This window comes from Methylocystis sp. S23 (genome assembly GCF_054106005.1).
The window spans coordinates 3149528-3166341 of record NZ_CM134185.1; the positions used below are offsets into that span (position 1 = coordinate 3149528).

Here is a 16814-nt window from a genome sequence, read left to right on the forward strand (position 1 = left end):
GTTACTCCGGTTTCTTCGCGGTTGCGTCCTTCACGCATTTCTTCGTAAAGCTCGATTTGGCGGCGCCCTTGAGCTTCTTCTCCACGGCCGCGGCTGCGCAGGAATTCGTGGCGGCGTCGCGCTCGCATTTCTTCAGGAAGCTCGCGAGAGCGGCGCCGGCGAGCTTCTTTTCGGCCGCCTTCGCCGCGCAATCCGGGGCCGGCGGCGGAACGGCGGGAGTCTCAGCGGAGTCCTGTGGGGCCTGGGCAAGCGACTGGAAGGAAAGCCCGAAAGTAAAGGCAAGGAAAAGGGCGAGTTTTTTCACGATTGCCTCCGTGTCGGCAAAACGCCATGCGACGCTCACGAAGGATAGGCAGCGTCCCGAAAGGCTGCAAGCGCGGCCGAGACAATGGGAGATGGCGGCCTCCCTTGCCGCTCGCCTCTCCGCCGGGCGCCGTCCGAGACGGACGGAAACTTCGCCGGCGTTAAAGTAAAGCCTAGGTCATAAGCCGTTCGCGACCGTGTTCGTTTGGACTTGCTTTCTGTTTGTCTTAGTTTTTCGCGTTCTGTATTAAATCCTCTCCGCCGGGGGCGCGGCGAAAGCCGCCGGGCGCCGCATGGAGAAACGCCGGAGCGGGGATAGGCCCGATTTTGGTGCGGGAGTTATGAGTGCGTCCCGCAGGAGTGCTTCATATGCTGTCAGCGTGGATCTTTGGGTCGTCCGACCTGGCGCCGCATGGCTATTGTCTTTTATGGGAGCCGGGGCTCATATGGCTTTACGCCGTTTCTGACGCCGCGATCGCTCTCGCCTATTTTTCTATTCCCCTCACGCTGCTCGTCGTCGGTAGACGGCGCGGCGATCTCGTTTATCGGCCGATGCTGTGGCTGTTCGCGGCCTTCATCCTTCTCTGCGGCACCACTCATTGGCTCGATCTGTTGACTCTCTGGTCACCGCTTTACGGCCTCCAGGGAGCGGTTAAGGCGGCGACGGCTCTGGCTTCGGTTTCCACCGCCGTCGCGCTTTGGTGGACGCTGCCGAAGTTTCTCGCGCTTCCGTCGGAGGCCCAGTTGCGCGAGGCCAACGCCGCGCTGCTCGAAAGCGAGGAGCGGCTGGCGCATGCGCAGAAAATGGAGTCGATCGGGCAACTGACCGGAGGCATCGCGCACGACTTCAACAATCTGCTTCAAGTCATCGTTGGCTCTCTGAGCGTGATCGAGCACCAGCTTTCACGTGGGCGCGGCAATGAGATCATGCCCGCCGTCGCCGCCATAAGAAAGGCGTCCAATAACGCCTCCAGCCTCATAAACCGGATGCTGGCCTTTTCCCGCCGCCAGACATTGCTGCCTCGGGTGATCGAGCCCGACAAGCTCGTCGTCGGCATGGAGGATATGCTGCGCAGGTCCCTGGGTCCGGGAATTGAGCTGGAAATGCGCCTGGGCGACGGCCGGTGGGTAGTGAATTGCGACCCGTCCCAGCTCGAGAGCGCATTGCTGAATCTCGCGATCAACGCCCGTGACGCGATGCCGCAAGGCGGCAATCTCAGAATCTCGACCGCGGATCGGCAGATCACGGCCGACCAGCGCGACCCCGATTTGCAGCCGGGCAATTATGTTGAAATCGAGGTGGCCGATAGCGGCGCCGGAATGGAGCCGGAGGTGCTCAGCCGCGTTTTCGAGCCCTTCTTCACCACCAAGTCGACCGGGCAGGGAACAGGGCTGGGCCTGTCGCAGATTTACGGTTTCGTCAAGCAGTCGGGCGGAGTCGTTCGGATCGAAAGCGAGCCCGGCAAGGGAACCAGCGTGCGCATTTTCCTGCCGGGGCAGGAGCCGCCGCCGCATCCGGCGGTCGAGGAGCCGCCGGTCGCGGAGCCGCCCGGCTCGGACTATCCGGCGCATGAAGGCAGGATTCTCGTGGTGGAGGATCAGGCCGAAGTCCGCGCGCAGATCGTCGAAACGCTTGAGCAGATGGGAAGCGCGGTCGTTGAGGCCGGGGACGGGACGGCCGGACTGAAAGCGCTCGAAAGCGGCGAGCCCTTCGATCTGCTGATCACGGATGTCGGCCTGCCCGGCGTCAGCGGAAGCCAGTTGGGCGAAGCCGCGCGCGCCGAGCGACCGAATCTCCCCATCCTGCTCATAACGGGCTACGCCGGGAAATCGCTGGAAAGGCTGAAGATGGCGCCGAATGTGGAGGTGCTGCGCAAGCCCTTCACCCTCGAGGAATTGGCCGAAAGAGTGCAGGCGCTTCTGAAAAATCCGGTCCTGCCGGAATGATCGGGGTTTGGCTTCGGGGAAGCTGGGGCCGTGATTTGCGCCCACGCGAGTTCGCTCGGCGCGAATCGCTTCGCCGAGTTTTGGAAAAAGCGCGGCGCGCGGCGTCGGAACGCGCAAGATCGCCAGCGCCCCGATTGATCGACTCGCCGCCGACGCTAGAAATCTCGTTGCTACACGCCAATGGCTTTGTTCCGCCTCGCCAACGGCGGCTTGAGGATTGATACTTTGGAGACTCTGATGGGCACTGTTGTTTTCCAGGGCGCGCCTCCCTTTCTTCTGGAGCTGCGAGCCGAGCCGGCCGTCGAGACGGCGGACGATGACGCGATCATCCTGCTTTTTTCCGTATTCGCCGGCCATTTGCCGAGCTTTGAAGTGCAGCTTCGAATCCGGTTGACCCGGCGGCAGGCCGAGCTTCTGGCAAAGCAGATCGCCAAACTGCTGCATTGACCGTCGGAGCGCCGCGGTCGGCGCCGCTGCCAGTCATTTCGTCTTGCGGCGCCGACTTCGAGCCGGCCGCCTGCAGGATGCGCGGCCGGCTCGGGCTGGCCGGGATGGAACGCCCGTGCAAGCGAAGCGCCCCGGCGGCGAGGCGCGCGCGGCGTTCCCGCTTTTTTTCAGGCCGGCTTCGAGGCCAGCACGTCAAGCTTCTCGATTTTCGGCGGCAGCGAGAAGAGATCCGGCGCCTTCGCCATAAGCGCTTTCGCCACTTCGCCGGCGAGGTGGGCGTTTCTATCCGCCTCTTCATGAAAGACGTCGAATATCCCGAAGGTGGTGGGCGACATCCGGACGGCGAACCATGCGACCGTTCCCGGCTCGGCTTCCACCAGCGGCAGCGCCGCCTTCAAGAAAGCGGCGACCTCGTGCTCCTTGCCGATTTTCGCTTCCAGCGTCGCCAATATTGCAAACTTGATCATTGCGCGCGCTCCTCTGACCTTGGATTCACGCCTTATAGATTCGCATCAAATCATTTTGTTTCCACGACGGCCCTTACGCCGGCAGGCGCGGGGGCGTTTAGCTGAAGCGGGAAGCGCTGGAGGGGAGCTGGAACCCTTCTTTCCGAGTCCTACCTCCAACATAAGCGGCAAGGGAGGGTGTCATGACCGGCGTCGGACTTGTCCTGTTATATGTCGCACTCGCGGCGCTCGCGGCTTACTTCATCCTGCGAAAGCGTTAGACGGCCGAGGCGCCCGGGTCCGGCGCTCGCCAATGGAAAGAAAGCTGGATTTCGATCGCGCCATGTGATCAGACTCTTCAAATTTCTTTGGTAGTTCAGCGGTTTAGAATGAAGCGTCTTTCCGGCGCAGTGCGAATCAGATACGCGTTTGTTTCCAGAATGTGTCTGGAGCTTTCTTGAATGTTTACCAAGCCGAAATGCCCTCACTGTGAGGTTGAACTCTCAAAACTGGATGCGAAAAAAATGGTGGTTGGCGATCAGTTCGCGGGCAACTTTTGGCATGGCGTCGTGGCGACCTGCCCCTACTGCAAAACCGTGGTCGGCGTGTCGCTCGACCTAAGCGATCCTTTGCAGAGAATCGCGGACGAACTGGCGGAAATAAGAAAATTATTGGGCTCCGGCTCTCCGTCTTAAACATGACGGGAGCTTGGATCGCTTCTTCTCGGCCTGATCGCTGCTTCAACTTCGCGGCGCTTCCAAAAAAGCAAAGCCCGGTCCTTTTGGGGCCGGGCTGGGCGCATAACACCCCTGGGAAGGGTGAAGGCGCTGATCGCGCCTCAGATTCCACAAGTTAGAGCGGCGTTGCTCCCCTTCAACCCGCATGTGTGGAAGTTGCCCGATCTTGCGGGCGGGCGCGGCTCGCTCACAGGCCCGCCTGCGCGCCCCGACCATGGATGTAACGGCGGGGCGTCTTTGCCTCAATGTCCCCAGACTTTGACGGCGGAAATAGTGAGGATGGCGGCCAGCAGCGGGAGCAAAATTGCGCTCGGCACAATGCCGAGCAGCCGCCCGCCGATGAACGCCCCGACGATAGAGCCGAGCGCCATGACGAGCACAAAGGAGCGGCTTTGTCCCAAGACCGCGAAACTACGGTCGCGGCTGTAGCGGGTGAAACCCACAATCATCGTCGGCAGACTGACTGCGAGCGAGAGGCTTCCCGCGAGTTTGATATCCACGCCGAACAGCAGGACGAGGGTCGGAATAAGCAGCTCGCCTCCCGCAACGCCGAGAAGCGAGGCTACCACCCCAATGGTGAACCCCGCGGCGACTCCCGCGACGAGCTGGAGATTGCCGCTTGCGAGAGCTTGCCCGCCCGCGCGCTGATCGTGGCCCAACAGCAGCAGGGCTGCGATGCACACGAGCAGGACAGCGATCACGCGGTAGAGGGTCGCGGATTTCAGGCGGGTTGCCCATCCTGCTCCAAACCATGCGCCGAGGAGGCTTCCCGCGAGAAGGTTGAGGATGATCGACCAATGGGCGGCGACTTCCCCAAATGGCACGGCGGCGGTCCGAAAGGGCAGCGCCGATGCGACGACGACAAGGCTTGTCGCTTTGTTGACGATGACCGCTTCGAGTGCGGGGAAACGGAAAGCGCCGATAAGCAGGGGGAGGCGAAATTCAGCCCCGCCAAGGCCGATAAGGCCGCCGAGGGTTCCGATAACCGCGCCGCCGCCGAATGCCGCGGCCTTATTGTCCCGCACGTCCGGCCCCTTTTTTTCATCTCTGCATGGAACGCGCCATATTGCGGGCCAGCGTGGAGAATAGCGCTCGCCGATCGATCGAAGTCCCGTCGCTGCGCCGGCGCTTACGCTGCACGGTCTGCGACCGGCGGCCGGAAGACGTCTGGCCGGACCGGCTGCGGCATCAGGCGAGCGGAATGGGGCGGTGACGCCTCCCGCTGGCGCGCGGCCGTCACGTAATGACCTGACGCCCTCTCCCAGCCCTCAGGGGTGGCCGCTGGCGTGTCTTTTCGACCATCAGCGCCCTGTTTCTGCCGCGCCTGCGGCCGTTCCCCAAAGCTCCATCGGGCGGATGGATCAATGGCGGCGCCATAGCGCCGCCCTGGTCGTTTCTGGCCACGCTTGGGCGAATAAGGGACGTTTGTGCTCGCCATCGAGGCCCTTTGGGTTACCTCGGTGCATACCCTTAGCCAAAACCGCCCGCGAAAATTCAGCGTAAGTTATTGTTTTTGAAATGGCAGGAGTGGAGGGGCTCGAACCCCCAACCCCCGGTTTTGGAGACCGGTGCTCTACCAGTTGAGCTACACTCCTGCAGCGCCGAAGCGCGCGCCTTATTGCCGCAACACCGCCGCCGACGCAAGGGCTGTTTCGTGGGCGCGTCAGGAATTTCCGCCGGCCAGCAGGGTGACGGCGCGGCGGTTTTGCGACCAGCACGAGATGTCGTCGCACACCGCGACCGGGCGCTCCTTGCCGTAGCTCACCGTGCGGATGCGCGAGGCGGCGACGCCGCGCGAGATGAGATAGCTCTTGGCGACTTCGGCCCGGCGGGCGCCGAGCGCGAAATTATATTCGCGGGTGCCGCGCTCGTCGGCGTGGCCCTCCACCGTGAAGCTGTAGCGGCCGTAGCGGTTGAGCCATTCGGCCTGGCGGTCCAGCGTCGCCTGGCCGGTGGAGGTCAATTCCGTCGAATCCGTCTCGAAGAAGACGCGGTCGCCGACATTCTGCGCGAAATCCTGGGCGCTGCCCGGCGTCGCCGGGAGGCCGTTGCGAGCAACGCCGCCGCGCCCGCCGGGTCCGCCCACGCCGCCGGCGAAGTCGGCGCCGGCCTCGTCCGCCGTATTCTTGGCGCAGGCCGCCATGGCCAGCGCCGCCGTCAGCGCGACGGCGAATTTGGCGCGGCGGGCGGAGGCGGGAAGCAGCATGAAACAACTCCTGTCACGGACCGACTGCCGTCAGTCCTAGTCTCGCACAGTTAAGCGAAGGTTCCATCAACCTTGATCGAGGGTGTGTGGAACCCGTCACATTTGAACGAATTCTCTCCTTCCTTAATAAGAGGTTAAATGGTTAACGAAGTGTGAACGGCCCCGCTCGCGGCGCGCGGGATCCTGCCGTCGGCTCTTTCCGGCCGGCTCTTAATCCGGCCAAGCGGAGGCCCGCCTCTCCGACATCCGCCGGGCTCCTTCCCGAGGCCAATCGGCGACAAGGCGCTGTCTCTCGGCGACAAAGTCGCTGTGACATTTGTCGGAAAAAGTTAGTCAAGCTGTCAAAAAGCCGCAATCTGCTTGCCGCTCGCCCCGGCCTGACTATCATTAGGATGCGGCACGAGTCGGAGGATTGAGATGAACGAAGGCATCGCGCCGTTTCTGTCGCCGCTCACGTTGATTGTCGGCGGCGGACTTCTCGTCATCGGACTCCTTTCCTTTTTCGATCTGCACTTCCTCAAGAGCAAGACGCAGGAGAAGCTTGCGCTGATCGCCGGCCTCGCCCTGATCCTCGCGACGGAGGCCATGTTCGTCACGAGCGGCGCCAGCGGCCGTTATTTCGAGGGCCAAAAGATCGACGTGACCGACTGCGAATATCAGGTGGAGCGCGACTTCCCGCTGGAGCGGCGCCAAAATCCGAAGCTCATCGAGGAGAGGATCAGGGCCTGCATGGACACGCTCGGCTATGACTGGTCCGAGGAGCACGAGCATTGCCGGGAGGCAAGACTTTCCACCAATGTCTTTTGCTACATCCCCCGCGCGCCCATGCAGCGCAGCATCGTCGCCTGGCAGATGCGCTTCGAGTAGTCAGAAGAGCGAACCCTGATCGTCGCCTTCGTCTTTGCGCGGTTTGCGCCGGGGCGAGACGGCGGGCGGCGGATTTGGGGCCTCGCTCTGACCGGCGCGCGCGGCGACGCGGCCGTCGGCGAACTCGATGGTGAGCGCCGCGCCCGGAAGCGCCTGCGAGACGCTGCGGACGAGGGCGTCATGCTCGTCGCGCACCAAGGCGAAGCCGCGGGCCAGCACCGCCTTGTGGCTGAGCGAATCCTGCAGCCGGCAAAGGCGCTCGAGCTTCTCTCTTCTATGCGCGACAAGCGCCGCCATTGCGCGCGCCATGCGCGCGGCGGCCCCAGCGATGCGCTGCGCGGCGCCGGCGTTCTGATGGCGCGCGAGCGCGACCCGCGCTTCGAGCCCGGCCTTCAGCCGCGCGCTCAACCCCCGCAGCTTCTCCGTCTGGCCGGCAAGTTCCGCCTGCGGCGAGTGGCGGGAGAGGACATGGGCGAGCCGCGCCAGCTTGAGCCGGCGGCCGTCCTGCGCCGCGCGCAGCGTCGCCTTTAGCCGCTCGGTCGAGCGGTCGAGGCGTTGCCTCGGATTTTGCAGCAGCTTCTCGGGCGTCGGCAGCAGGCGGACGAAGGTCGCGAGCTGCGCGCGGCGCTGCTCCATCGCCCGCGTCTTCGCGGTTGCAAGGCGCCGCGCGCGGGCCGCGAGACGCTCGGCGAGCTCGACGCGCACCGGCGCCGCCTTTTCGGCGGCGGCGGTCGGCGTCGGCGCCCGCAAATCCGAGACGAAATCGATCAGCGTGGTGTCGGTCTCATGACCGATGGCGGAGATGAGCGGGATTTCGCTCGCGGCCGCCGCGCGCACGACGATCTCCTCGTTGAAGCTCCACAGATCCTCGAGCGAGCCGCCGCCGCGCGCGACGATCAGCACGTCGGGGCGGGGGATAGGGCCGTCCGCCGGCAAGGCGTTGAAGCCTTCGATCGCCGCGGCGACTTCCGCCGCCGAGGTCTCGCCTTGCACGCGCACCGGCCAGACCAGAACACGGCGCGGAAAGCGATCGTTCAGGCGATGCAGAATGTCGCGTATGACGGCCCCCGTCGGCGACGTCACCACCCCGACGACCTTTGGCAGAAAGGGCAGGGGACGCTTGCGCGCCTCGTCAAACAGGCCCTCGGCCGCGAGCTTCCGGCGCCGCTCGTCCAGGAGCGCCATCAGCGCCCCGACGCCCGCGGGCTCCATCGCCTCGATGACGATCTGATAGGACGACTTGCCCGGAAAGGTGGTGATGCGGCCCGTCGCGACGACTTCGAGCCCCTCCTGCGGGCGCGTGCGTATGCGCTGAAAGGTTCCCTTCCAGATCACGGCGTCGAGCCGGGCGCCCTGATCCTTCAGGCAGAAATAGGCGTGGCCGGAGGCGTGCGGCCCACGGTAATTGGAAATCTCGCCCCGAACCCGCACGCGCCCGAACCGATCCTCCACCGTGCGCTTGAGCGCATTGGCGAGTTCCGTGACGCTGATTTCGGGGGCGTTGGTAAAGGAGGCGCCGGGGGCAGGCGGTTCGAGATCGGACATTGGCGGAGTATAGCGGGGCGAAGCGCGCGTTTGAAGTCGCGCGCTCATGATGAATAAGACCAGCCATACGCTTTATTGGACATTCACCTTTTCAGTGCAGAACAACAGCAGGAACGCTGAGCGAGAAGAAATGCGCGAAACATCGATTGTCGAAGCGGCTGTATTGGCCATCTGCGTTTTGCTAACCATCATTTTCGCGGGGGCTCTCCATGCTACTCGAATATCGTTCAACGCGGGGTCATCTTCCCTATTTATCTTACTGATATTGGTGCCATTATTTGTCCACGCCTTCTATTGGACGATCCGCCCTGACGAAGGCGTCGCTACCCTCACCTTTACATTGGCGACCCAGACATGGGGCGCGACCGTGATCGGCGGGATCATCCTCGCGGCCTGCCGCTGGCAAATGCCGTTCGTCGATGCGCATCTTGTCGCCATTGACGCCGCCATGGGCATAAACGTGGCCACCTGGGTGGAAACCGTCGCTCAAATGCCGGCGACCATCCAATTGCTCCAGCGCGTATATGGCTTGTCGGCCTATGCGATCATCGTCGTCCCGTGGCTTCTGACGTTTGTGGGGCGCTGCCAACGGGCGAGAGAATTGAGTTTCTTGTTTGTTACGACTTTGGCGATCTGCGGCTTCATCGGCAGCCTTTTTCCAGCCGCGGGGTCGCTTATCTATTTGCAGATCCCCGCGGCGACCAACGGCGGCGTGCCCGGCGCGCCTACCGCTTTCATGAAAATCGTCGAAGCCTATCGGTCAGGCAGTACGACAATGGTCAGTTTTGACCGCCTCGAAGGCATCATAAACTTTCCGTCGTTCCACACATGCCTGGCGCTAATGTATATTTGGGCGGCCAAAGGAATGCCCCGCTACATTTTTTGGCCGGCGGTGGCGTTCAGTGGTCTGACACTTTGTTCGATCTTCCCTTTTGGAGGGCATTATTTCGTCGATGCAATAGGCGGAATGGCGGTTTTTGGAATAGCGATCGGCACGGTCAGGTGGCTCGAAAGAAGCGCTATCGCCAACCGCATCAATGCCTATGCGGGCGAGACAGCGCGCCAATGGCGGTCGCCCCCTTCAGAGGCGGCCCTCCCCAGGTGAAGCGAATTTCTCCAACCCTTCTTATTCATGACGGGTCGCGGGAGAGGCATCGCAATCGGGTGAACGACAATCTCGGACGTTAGCCGCCCTATACCTCCCCTTTACGGGGAGGTCGGCGGTCGAAGACCGCCGGGTGGGGTTCGCGCCGCCATAACTTTGATGAGGTTTTACCGCACCCGGCCCTGCTTCGTAGGGCCGCCCTCCCCGCAAGAGGGAGGGATGCACTAGGACGGATCGACATTCAGCGTAACCAGAGAATGGCTGCGGCGAGGAAAGCGAAGCCGGCGAAGTGGATGGTTCGACGTTCGTAGCGGGTGGCGAAGCGTCGGAAGTGCTTGAGGCGGTTGAAGCATCGCTCGATGCGATTGCGCTGCTTGTAGGCGATGGCGTCATGCGGGATGATGATCTTGCGGGTGCGATTTGAAGGGATCACGGCTTCGGCCGATATCGGCGATGATGGCGCGCAAGGCATTGCTGTCATAGGCTTTGTCGGCCAGCACGGCATTGCCTGTCTGTCCTTCGAGCAGGGCGGGAGCCTGGGTGACGTCGCCCACCTGGCCGGCAGTGACGATGAGGCGCAGTGGTCGGCCCAGTGTGTCGGCGAGCATGTGGATTTTGGTGGTCAGTCCCCTCGGGAACGCCCCAGCGCCTGATTCTTGGCCCCCTTTTCCGCTCGCCGCCTGCTGATGTGCGCGGACGATGGTGCTGTCGAGCATCAGATACTTGTTGTCCCGGTCCGCGGTCAGCGCCTCGAACACGCGCTCCCATATCCCCGCATGGCACCAGCGGCTGAAGCGGCGATGCACCGTCTTCCATTTGCCATAGCGATCGGGCAGGTCGCGCCAGTGCGCGCCCGACCGCAGAACCCACAGACATCCGTTCACAAACAATCGGTTATCCGAGCCAGTGCGTCCCGGATCACTCGCCTTGCCCGGCAGCAACGGCGCAATCCGCGCCCATTGTGCCTCGCTCAACTCATATCGCTTAACGCCCATCATTGGCCTCCGCTCAAATCGCGGAACCCTATGAATCAGCACTTACGCCGTTTGGGAATCCTGAATGTCGATCCGTCCTAGGTCCTGTGGACTCTAAGGGATTCCCATTTGGTCGCAAATCAGATTCAAGAGTTCTTTTGGGGAGGCGGCCTTGGGTGTGATGGATCGATTGGTTTTGACGGACACGGCGTGGGAGCGGATGGCTCCGCTGATCATTGGCCGGCCTGACCAGAAGGGCTCGACCGGCCGCGACAACCGGATGTTTGTGGAGGGCGTGCTGTGGATCGTGCGCACGGGTTCCCCCTGGCGCGATCTTCCGGAAGCGTTTGGGGGTAACCGCTGTTTTCAGGCCACGTGTTTGAGAGCGACCGGCTGCGCGTAGGCCCATGGCATGAGCTCGTCGAGTTTGCTCGCGAGATGTCCGTCGACGATCTTCGCGAGGACATCGGCCATATAGGCCATCGGATCGACGCCGTTCAGTTTGCAGGTCTCGATGAGCGACGCGACGATCGCCCAGTTTTCGCCGCCTCCGTCCGAACCCGCGAAGAGCGCGTTCTTGCGATTGAGGGCAATGGGACGGATCGCGCGCTCGACGATATTGGAGTCGATCTCGGTGCGCCCGTCGTCGATAAAGCGCGTCAAGCCGTCCCAGCGTGAAAGCGCGTAGCGGATCGCCTCGGCGAGCTTGGTCTTCTGGCTGATCAGCGCGAGCTTCTCGCGCAGCCATGGCTCGAGGGCGTCGAGGATCGGGCGGGATTTTCCTGTCGCGCTGCGCGCCGGTCGTCCGGGTTCTGCCCGCGGATGTCGCTCTCGATGGCGTAGAGCGCGCCGATGCGCGCCAGAGCCTCACTGGCGATCGGCGCGGGACCTGCTGCGGCGAGTTCGTAGAAGCGCCGGCGGACGTGAGACCAGCAGAAGGCGAGCGACACGCTGTTCTTCTGCGTCAGCGCGCGATAGCCGGCGTAACCGTCGACCTGCACGACGCCCGTGAAGCCGGCAAGATGCGTGAGCGGCTGCTCGGACTTTCGGTTTTGCGCATAGACATAGACTGCGATTGGCGGATCGGCGCCGCCCCATGGCCGGTCGTCACGCGCATAAGCCCAAAGTTGGCCGGTCTTGGTGCGCCCGCGCCCGGGGTCAAGCACCGGCGCCCTTGTCTCGTCGGCGAAGATTTTTGTCGACGATCTGATGTGTTCCAGAAGCCGCTCGTGCACGGGCCGCAAATGCCAGGCGGCGCGGCCAGCCCAGTCGGCGAGCGTCGAACGGTCGAGGGCGATCCCCTGCCGGGCGTAGATCTGTGCTTGGCGATAGAGCGGCAAGTGATCGGCGTATTTGGAGACCAGTATGGGCGATTGTCGCCTCGGTCGGCAGGCCGCCCTCGATCAGCCGCGCCGGGGCCGACGCCTGCACGATAGCGCCCTCGCAGGCGCGGCAGGCGTATTTGGGACGCCGCGTCACCAGCACGCGGAACTGCGCCGGCACGACGTCGAGCCGCTCGGAGACATCCTCACCGATCTGATGGAGCGCCCCCTTGCAGCAGGGACAGGCTTTATCCTCGATGTCGACGATGGTTTCGATGCGCGGGAGATGCGCAGGCAGCGCGCCACGGTTCGTGCGGCGCTTTCTGGACGCCTTCTCGCGTTCGGTGGCGGACTTGGCTTCCTCCTCCGCGGCGGCGCCCGCTTCCGTCTGTTCGACCTCTTCGAGCGCGAGCAGCATCTGGTCTTCGGGAAGGGTCTCGGCGCGTCGTCCAAAGCGATGGCGCTGCATCTCCTTGATGATCTGCACGAGACGATCGTTGCGCGCCCGCTCGGCGAGGAGCATCGCCTTCAGTTCGTTAGGATCGTCGGGAAGCGTCTCGACCGCCTGCGCCATAGACGCAGAAGACCATATTTTGTGCCGTCTTTCGACGCTCTCCGACGCCCTGATTCACTGTGTCGCATCATCCCGACAAGGCCGGCGCCGACGTCTCCTTCGCGCAGTGTCGCGCCGCCAGTCTAGCCCCTCCAGCAGCGCCGAAAATTGCGCCGCCGACAACCGCATCACCCCGTCTTCGATCTTCGGCCAGCGGAACTCGCCGTCCTCCAGTCGCTTGGCGAAGAGGCACACACCCGTGCCGTCCCAGAAGACAAGCTTGATGCGGTCCGCCCTCTTCGCGCGAAAGACGTAGATCGCGCCGTCGAAGGGATCGCACTGTATCGTCTCGCGCACCAGCGCCGCGAGACCCTCCGCGCCCTTGCGGAAGTCGACCGGCTTCGTCGCCACCATCACGCGCACCGCGCCCGTCGGACCGATCATTTGGCGGCTTTCAACGCCCGGATCACCGCAGCGATGGTCTTTGCTTGCGCGCCGCGTCCGACCCGAACCGTGACGCCATCAACTTCAAGTTCGATCGTCGGCGTCGAGATCGACTTCCTGGCGCACAGCGCGTCGTTCGCGTTTGGTGAGCGGCGCGGGCGCAGGCCCTTGCGTGACTGCGGGAACGAACAATGGCGGCGCGCCTACGTCCTCGCGAGCCTCGGTCTCTTTGCGCGCCTGACGACGCCACGTAAAAGCTGCTGCGGCGTCAGACCATGCCGCCGCGCCACTTCACAAACGCTCGCGCCCTCCGCGAAGCTCTCAGCGACAATCGCCGCTTTCTGATCCGCGCCCCACGTCCTCCGACGCCCCGAGCCCGTGAAGACCTCGATCCGCCGCGCCGGAAACGCTTCAGGCTCCGGCATATGTTTACGCTCTGAAATCGACATGTGTCGGAGCCCTCTATCGCTCCGATTATCGTCCCTACCGCTCGCTCAAAACAGGTGGGAGCAGAACAGCGCTTACGTTTGGGGAGTGGAACAGTGTGTTTCGGCGCTTCAGTCGATGGAGCGCCAAGGGGTCTGGCATCGGGTTTTCGAGGCGATGTCTGACGATTCTGACTTCGAATATCTGATCGTCGACTCCACGATCGTCCGGGCGCATCAGCACGCTGCCGGGGCGAAAAAGGGGGCCTGAAGATCAGGCGATCGGGCGTTCGCGCGGCGGCCTGAGCACCAAGATACATCTGGCCGTTCGCGGCTTGGGATGTCCTGCGGTTCACGCTGACCGCCGGTCAGAAGGGCGACGCCCCGCAAGCCGTGGCGTTGATCGAGGGACTGCCCGCAGAGGTCGTCATGGCCGATACCGCCTATGACGCCAATTATTTGCGCCAAGCCATCGCCGCGAAGGGCGCGCTTGCCGTCATCCCAAACAACCCGTCACGTGCGCTCAAATATCCGCTCGACAAGCATCTTTATACTCAGCGCCATCTCGTCGAATGCTGCTTCTCAAAACTCAAGCAGTTCCGCCGCGTTGCAACCCGCTTCGAAAAACCGCCCGAAACTATCGAGCGGTCGTAACCCTCGCCGCAATCGTCCTATGGCTCAGATAACTGTCCACACAGCCTAACGCCCAGAATAAGCTCTGGAATTACAGAGACAATGATTGCCCATTGCCGAAATTATCCGTTGGACAAAAATCGGCTGGCGCCGGATGGCGTGATGCGGGACGCCGGGAACGACGAGGCGATGCGAGCGACGCGGGTCGCGCTTGTTGGATGGGGCGGAATTCCTGCAATTGGCGTCATCGTCAACGTAATTCCAGGAAGCCGTCGCGCCCTGCCCAGGACGGCGACGCATCGAGGAGAAGAAAACGGCGCGGGGATCGCCCGCGCCGTTTTATTTCGATCTTTCAATCGATCAGTATTTGCGCACCAGCGGCGGCGGCGGGGGCGGCGGGGCGGGGATGAGCGAGGGGATCACATAGCGGAAGCCCACGCGGATGTCGTTCGAGGCGAGATAGAAGCTCTGGACCTCGCGCACGCAGACCGGCGTGCCCTGGCAGATGATCTGGTTCGTCGACATCTTGCCCAGATCGAGATAGCGGTAGGCCACTTCCAGCTTCAGGTTCGGCGTGACGTTATAGGCGAGGCCGGCGCCGACCTGCCAGGCGAAGTTCGTCTGGGTCTTGTCCGACGCATAGCCGAAGCCGCCGGCGGGCTGCGCCGAAATATCGTAGAAATTGTTCAGGAAGTTCGTCGCGAAGCCGACGCCGCCGCCGACGAAGGGCGTGATCCCGTACCAGGTGCCGAGGTCGAAATAGGCGTTGGCCAGGAAGACCGCCGCGCTGTGCTGGCCGTGATAGACGTCGTGACAGCGCGCCGCGAGGCCGCAGGGCGAGAAGCCCGGCGCGCTCCAGATGTCGGTGTAGCTCTGGATGGCGCTGTATTGCGCGGCGGTGCGATATTCGCCGGTGACGTCGAAGCGGAACCAGTTGTTGAACTGATAGCCGACGCCGGCGCCGCAAAGGCCGCGTCGCCGATGGAGTAGCCGTTGAATAGCGGCGCGGGAACGACGACGGTCGGATCGTTAAAGGTCGAACGCAGGCCGCTCAACTCGTAGGCGCCCACACCCACATCGCCGCGAAGATACCAGCCGCCGAACTCGACGGGCGGCGGCGGCTCGATCGGCGGCGGAGGCGGCAGAAGATCGGCCGCCTTTGCGCCGGCGCTTCCGGCGACGATCACGGCCGCTAAAGGAGGGCGAATGAACGGCCCATGATTACTTCCCTTTTGCGTAAAGAGGGCCGCAGAGCGGACCCGTGGCGCTTTGCCATCGGGAGTAAACATGACCGAGAAGACTTAAAGCGAAGTTAACCTTACCGCTTAACCGGAATTCTCTTTAAGTTACTCCATTTCTTCATGTTTCTGCCCCAGGAAAAGGCGCGGCGGCCAAGGGAGCTCCGCCGCCGCGTCCTATTTTTCCGCCGTCTCTACGCCGCCTCCGCGGATTCCCGAAGCGCGTTGCATACTTGCGCGACAAGGGCCTCGACGAGGTCGCGATCGTCGCCCTCCGCCATGACGCGAACCACGGGCTCGGTGCCCGATGGCCGGACGATGAGGCGGCCGGCGGCGCCGAGGCGCGCGCGCGCCGAGTCTCATCGCGACGACGACCGAGTCCTTTCCAGCATGCGGCCATGAACGCGGACGCTCATGAGCACCTGGGGCAGGGGCTTGAAGCAGTGGCAGACCTCGCTCAGCCGCCTGTCCTTGCGCTTCGCCTCCGCCAGCACCTGCATCGCCGTGACGAGCCCGTCGCCGGTCGTGGAATAGTCGGACAGGATCACATGCCCCGATTGCTCGCCGCCGACATTGTAGCCCTCCTGCCGCATCCGCTCGATGACGTAGCGATCGCCGACGGCGGTGCGCTCGAGGGTGAGGCCGAGCCCCGCCAGATGACGCTCGAGGCCGAGATTCGACATGATCGTCGCGACCAGGCCGGGCTTGGCGAGGAGGCCCTGTTCGCGCCAGCTTTGGGCGACGACCGCCATGACCTGGTCGCCGTCGATCACGGCGCCGGTCTCGTCGACGAGGATCACCCGGTCCGCGTCGCCGTCGAGCGCGATGCCGACATCGGCGCGCAATTCGCGCACCTTGGCCCGCAAGGCCTGCGGCGAGGTGGAGCCGACGTCGCGGTTGATGTTGAAGCCGTCCGGCTCGACGCCGATGGCGATGACTTCGGCGCCAAGCTCCCATAGCGCTTCCGGCGCGACCTTGTAGGCGGCCCCGTTGGCGCAGTCGACGACGACGCGCAGTCCCTCGAAGCTCATATTGCGGGGCAGAGTGTGCTTGGCGAATTCGATGTAGCGCGCGCGCACGTCGTCGATGCGGCGGGCGCGGCCGAGCTGCGCGGAGCCGGCGAGCCGGCGGCTCAGATCGCTGTCGAGCAGGCGCTCGATCTCGTCCTCGATCTCGTCGGAGAGCTTGTGCCCGTCCGGGCCGAAGAGCTTGATGCCATTATCCTCGAAGGAATTATGCGAGGCCGAGATCATCACCCCCACATCCGCGCGCATGGAGCGCGTGAGCATGGCGACGGCCGGCGTCGGCATCGGGCCGAGCAATAGCGGGTCCATGCCCACCGAGGCGAAGCCCGCGACCAGCGCATATTCGATCATATAGCCCGACAGACGCGTATCCTTGCCGATGACGACTCGATGCCGCCCCTCGCCGCGCTGGAAAATCAGGCCGGCCGCCTGTCCGACCTTCAGCGCCAGCTCGGGCGTTATCTTGACATTGGCAAGCCCCCGAATGCCGTCCGTTCCGAAATAGTTACGTGTCATCTCCATCCCTTTTCGTATGACAAGCGCAATTTCACGCGGAGTTAGACGTCACTGTGACAGATACAGCCTGCCCGATTCACA

The 16814-nt window shown here is 63.5% G+C and carries 14 protein-coding genes, 1 tRNA gene and 4 pseudogenes; 7 read left to right on the plus strand and 12 right to left on the minus strand.

Annotation, left to right across the window (positions count from 1 at the left end):
- Position 1: 1 nt before the first annotated feature.
- Positions 2-304 carry a hypothetical protein gene (locus tag ACV7JP_RS15430; protein WP_457796544.1) on the minus strand — a complete coding sequence of 101 codons (303 nt, stop codon included), beginning with the start codon at positions 302-304 and terminating at the stop codon, positions 2-4.
- A gap of 368 nt (positions 305-672) precedes the next feature.
- Between ACV7JP_RS15430 and ACV7JP_RS15435 the strand changes: the two genes are divergently transcribed.
- Both ACV7JP_RS15435 and ACV7JP_RS15440 read left to right on the plus strand, forming a co-directional pair.
- Positions 673-2250: an ATP-binding protein gene (locus ACV7JP_RS15435; RefSeq protein WP_457796545.1), complete on the plus strand. Its 1578-nt coding sequence runs from the start codon at positions 673-675 to the stop codon at positions 2248-2250.
- 180 nt (positions 2251-2430) lie between these two features.
- Complete coding sequence (locus tag ACV7JP_RS15440; protein ID WP_457796546.1) at positions 2431-2697, plus strand: hypothetical protein; 267 nt, start codon at positions 2431-2433, stop codon at positions 2695-2697.
- Positions 2698-2864: 167 nt separating this feature from the next.
- Here ACV7JP_RS15440 and ACV7JP_RS15445 read toward each other — a convergent pair whose 3' ends face one another.
- Positions 2865-3164: a putative quinol monooxygenase gene (locus ACV7JP_RS15445; protein ID WP_457796547.1), complete on the minus strand. Its 300-nt coding sequence runs from the start codon at positions 3162-3164 to the stop codon at positions 2865-2867.
- Positions 3165-3604: 440 nt separating this feature from the next.
- Here ACV7JP_RS15445 and ACV7JP_RS15450 point away from each other — a divergent pair, with 440 nt between their 5' ends.
- Entirely contained in the window at positions 3605-3838 is a 234-nt protein-coding gene (locus ACV7JP_RS15450) for a hypothetical protein (RefSeq protein ID WP_457796548.1), read from the plus strand.
- 284 nt (positions 3839-4122) lie between these two features.
- Here ACV7JP_RS15450 and ACV7JP_RS15455 read toward each other — a convergent pair whose 3' ends face one another.
- The 3 genes from ACV7JP_RS15455 to pal form a co-directional block, all read right to left on the minus strand.
- Complete coding sequence (locus ACV7JP_RS15455) at positions 4123-4905, minus strand: sulfite exporter TauE/SafE family protein (RefSeq protein WP_457796549.1); 783 nt, start codon at positions 4903-4905, stop codon at positions 4123-4125.
- Positions 4906-5399: 494 nt separating this feature from the next.
- Positions 5400-5475 (minus strand) — tRNA-Trp (locus ACV7JP_RS15460).
- 68 nt (positions 5476-5543) lie between these two features.
- Positions 5544-6086 (minus strand): peptidoglycan-associated lipoprotein Pal, encoded by a 543-nt coding sequence (gene pal / locus ACV7JP_RS15465; protein ID WP_457796550.1) that lies wholly within the window; start codon positions 6084-6086, stop codon positions 5544-5546.
- A gap of 417 nt (positions 6087-6503) precedes the next feature.
- On the opposite strand from pal, the gene ACV7JP_RS15470 reads away from it, so the two are divergent.
- Complete coding sequence (locus ACV7JP_RS15470; protein ID WP_457796551.1) at positions 6504-6953, plus strand: hypothetical protein; 450 nt, start codon at positions 6504-6506, stop codon at positions 6951-6953.
- Here the strand turns inward: ACV7JP_RS15470 and xseA are convergent, their stop codons facing one another.
- Positions 6954-8498 (minus strand): exodeoxyribonuclease VII large subunit, encoded by a 1545-nt coding sequence (gene xseA, locus ACV7JP_RS15475; RefSeq protein ID WP_457796552.1) that lies wholly within the window; start codon positions 8496-8498, stop codon positions 6954-6956.
- Between the two features lie 46 nt (positions 8499-8544).
- Here xseA and ACV7JP_RS15480 point away from each other — a divergent pair, with 46 nt between their 5' ends.
- Positions 8545-9603, plus strand: coding sequence for a phosphatase PAP2 family protein (locus ACV7JP_RS15480; RefSeq protein ID WP_457796553.1), 1059 nt, complete (start codon positions 8545-8547; stop codon positions 9601-9603).
- A 241-nt stretch (positions 9604-9844) separates the two neighbouring features.
- Here ACV7JP_RS15480 and ACV7JP_RS15485 read toward each other — a convergent pair.
- A protein-coding gene (locus tag ACV7JP_RS15485) for an IS5 family transposase (RefSeq protein WP_457799105.1) occupies positions 9845-10598 on the minus strand; the annotation gives its coding sequence in 2 pieces (ribosomal slippage) (positions 9845-10052 and positions 10051-10598; 756 coding nt in all).
- Between the two features lie 160 nt (positions 10599-10758).
- On the opposite strand from ACV7JP_RS15485, the pseudogene ACV7JP_RS15490 reads away from it, so the two are divergent.
- Positions 10759-10929, plus strand: a pseudogene (locus ACV7JP_RS15490) (transposase); the annotation flags it as partial.
- Positions 10930-10943: 14 nt separating this feature from the next.
- Here ACV7JP_RS15490 and tnpC read toward each other — a convergent pair.
- The 3 genes and pseudogenes from tnpC to ACV7JP_RS15505 form a co-directional block, all read right to left on the minus strand.
- Positions 10944-12473: pseudogene (gene tnpC / locus ACV7JP_RS15495) on the minus strand (IS66 family transposase).
- A 54-nt stretch (positions 12474-12527) separates the two neighbouring features.
- Positions 12528-12896 (minus strand): IS66 family insertion sequence element accessory protein TnpB, encoded by a 369-nt coding sequence (gene tnpB, locus ACV7JP_RS15500; protein WP_457796554.1) that lies wholly within the window; start codon positions 12894-12896, stop codon positions 12528-12530.
- Positions 12897-13099: 203 nt separating this feature from the next.
- On the minus strand, positions 13100-13345 hold the full coding sequence (locus ACV7JP_RS15505) for a transposase (RefSeq protein ID WP_457796555.1): 246 nt from the start codon (positions 13343-13345) through the stop codon (positions 13100-13102).
- A gap of 77 nt (positions 13346-13422) precedes the next feature.
- Between ACV7JP_RS15505 and ACV7JP_RS15510 the strand changes: the two are divergent.
- Positions 13423-14007, plus strand: a pseudogene (locus ACV7JP_RS15510) (IS5 family transposase); the annotation flags it as partial.
- Between the two features lie 307 nt (positions 14008-14314).
- Here the strand turns inward: ACV7JP_RS15510 and ACV7JP_RS15515 are convergent.
- Together ACV7JP_RS15515 and glmM are read right to left on the minus strand one after the other, a co-directional pair.
- Positions 14315-14953, minus strand: coding sequence for an outer membrane protein (locus ACV7JP_RS15515; RefSeq protein ID WP_457799106.1), 639 nt, complete (start codon positions 14951-14953; stop codon positions 14315-14317).
- A gap of 433 nt (positions 14954-15386) precedes the next feature.
- Positions 15387-16733 (minus strand): annotated as a pseudogene (glmM, locus tag ACV7JP_RS15520) (phosphoglucosamine mutase).
- Positions 16734-16814: the final 81 nt, after the last annotated feature.

Coding starts and splice junctions, on each gene's coding strand:
- ACV7JP_RS15435 (WP_457796545.1), top strand. CDS start 673: ATGCTGTCAGCGTGGATCTTTGGGTCGTCCGACCTGGCGCCGCATGGC.
- ACV7JP_RS15440 (WP_457796546.1), top strand. CDS start 2,431: ATGGCTTTGTTCCGCCTCGCCAACGGCGGCTTGAGGATTGATACTTTG.
- ACV7JP_RS15445 (WP_457796547.1), bottom strand. CDS start 3,164: ATGATCAAGTTTGCAATATTGGCGACGCTGGAAGCGAAAATCGGCAAG.
- ACV7JP_RS15450 (WP_457796548.1), top strand. CDS start 3,605: ATGTTTACCAAGCCGAAATGCCCTCACTGTGAGGTTGAACTCTCAAAA.
- pal (WP_457796550.1), bottom strand. CDS start 6,086: ATGCTGCTTCCCGCCTCCGCCCGCCGCGCCAAATTCGCCGTCGCGCTG.
- ACV7JP_RS15470 (WP_457796551.1), top strand. CDS start 6,504: ATGAACGAAGGCATCGCGCCGTTTCTGTCGCCGCTCACGTTGATTGTC.
- xseA (WP_457796552.1), bottom strand. CDS start 8,498: ATGTCCGATCTCGAACCGCCTGCCCCCGGCGCCTCCTTTACCAACGCC.
- ACV7JP_RS15480 (WP_457796553.1), top strand. CDS start 8,545: ATGATGAATAAGACCAGCCATACGCTTTATTGGACATTCACCTTTTCA.
- tnpB (WP_457796554.1), bottom strand. CDS start 12,896: ATGATCGGTCCGACGGGCGCGGTGCGCGTGATGGTGGCGACGAAGCCG.
- ACV7JP_RS15505 (WP_457796555.1), bottom strand. CDS start 13,345: ATGTCGATTTCAGAGCGTAAACATATGCCGGAGCCTGAAGCGTTTCCG.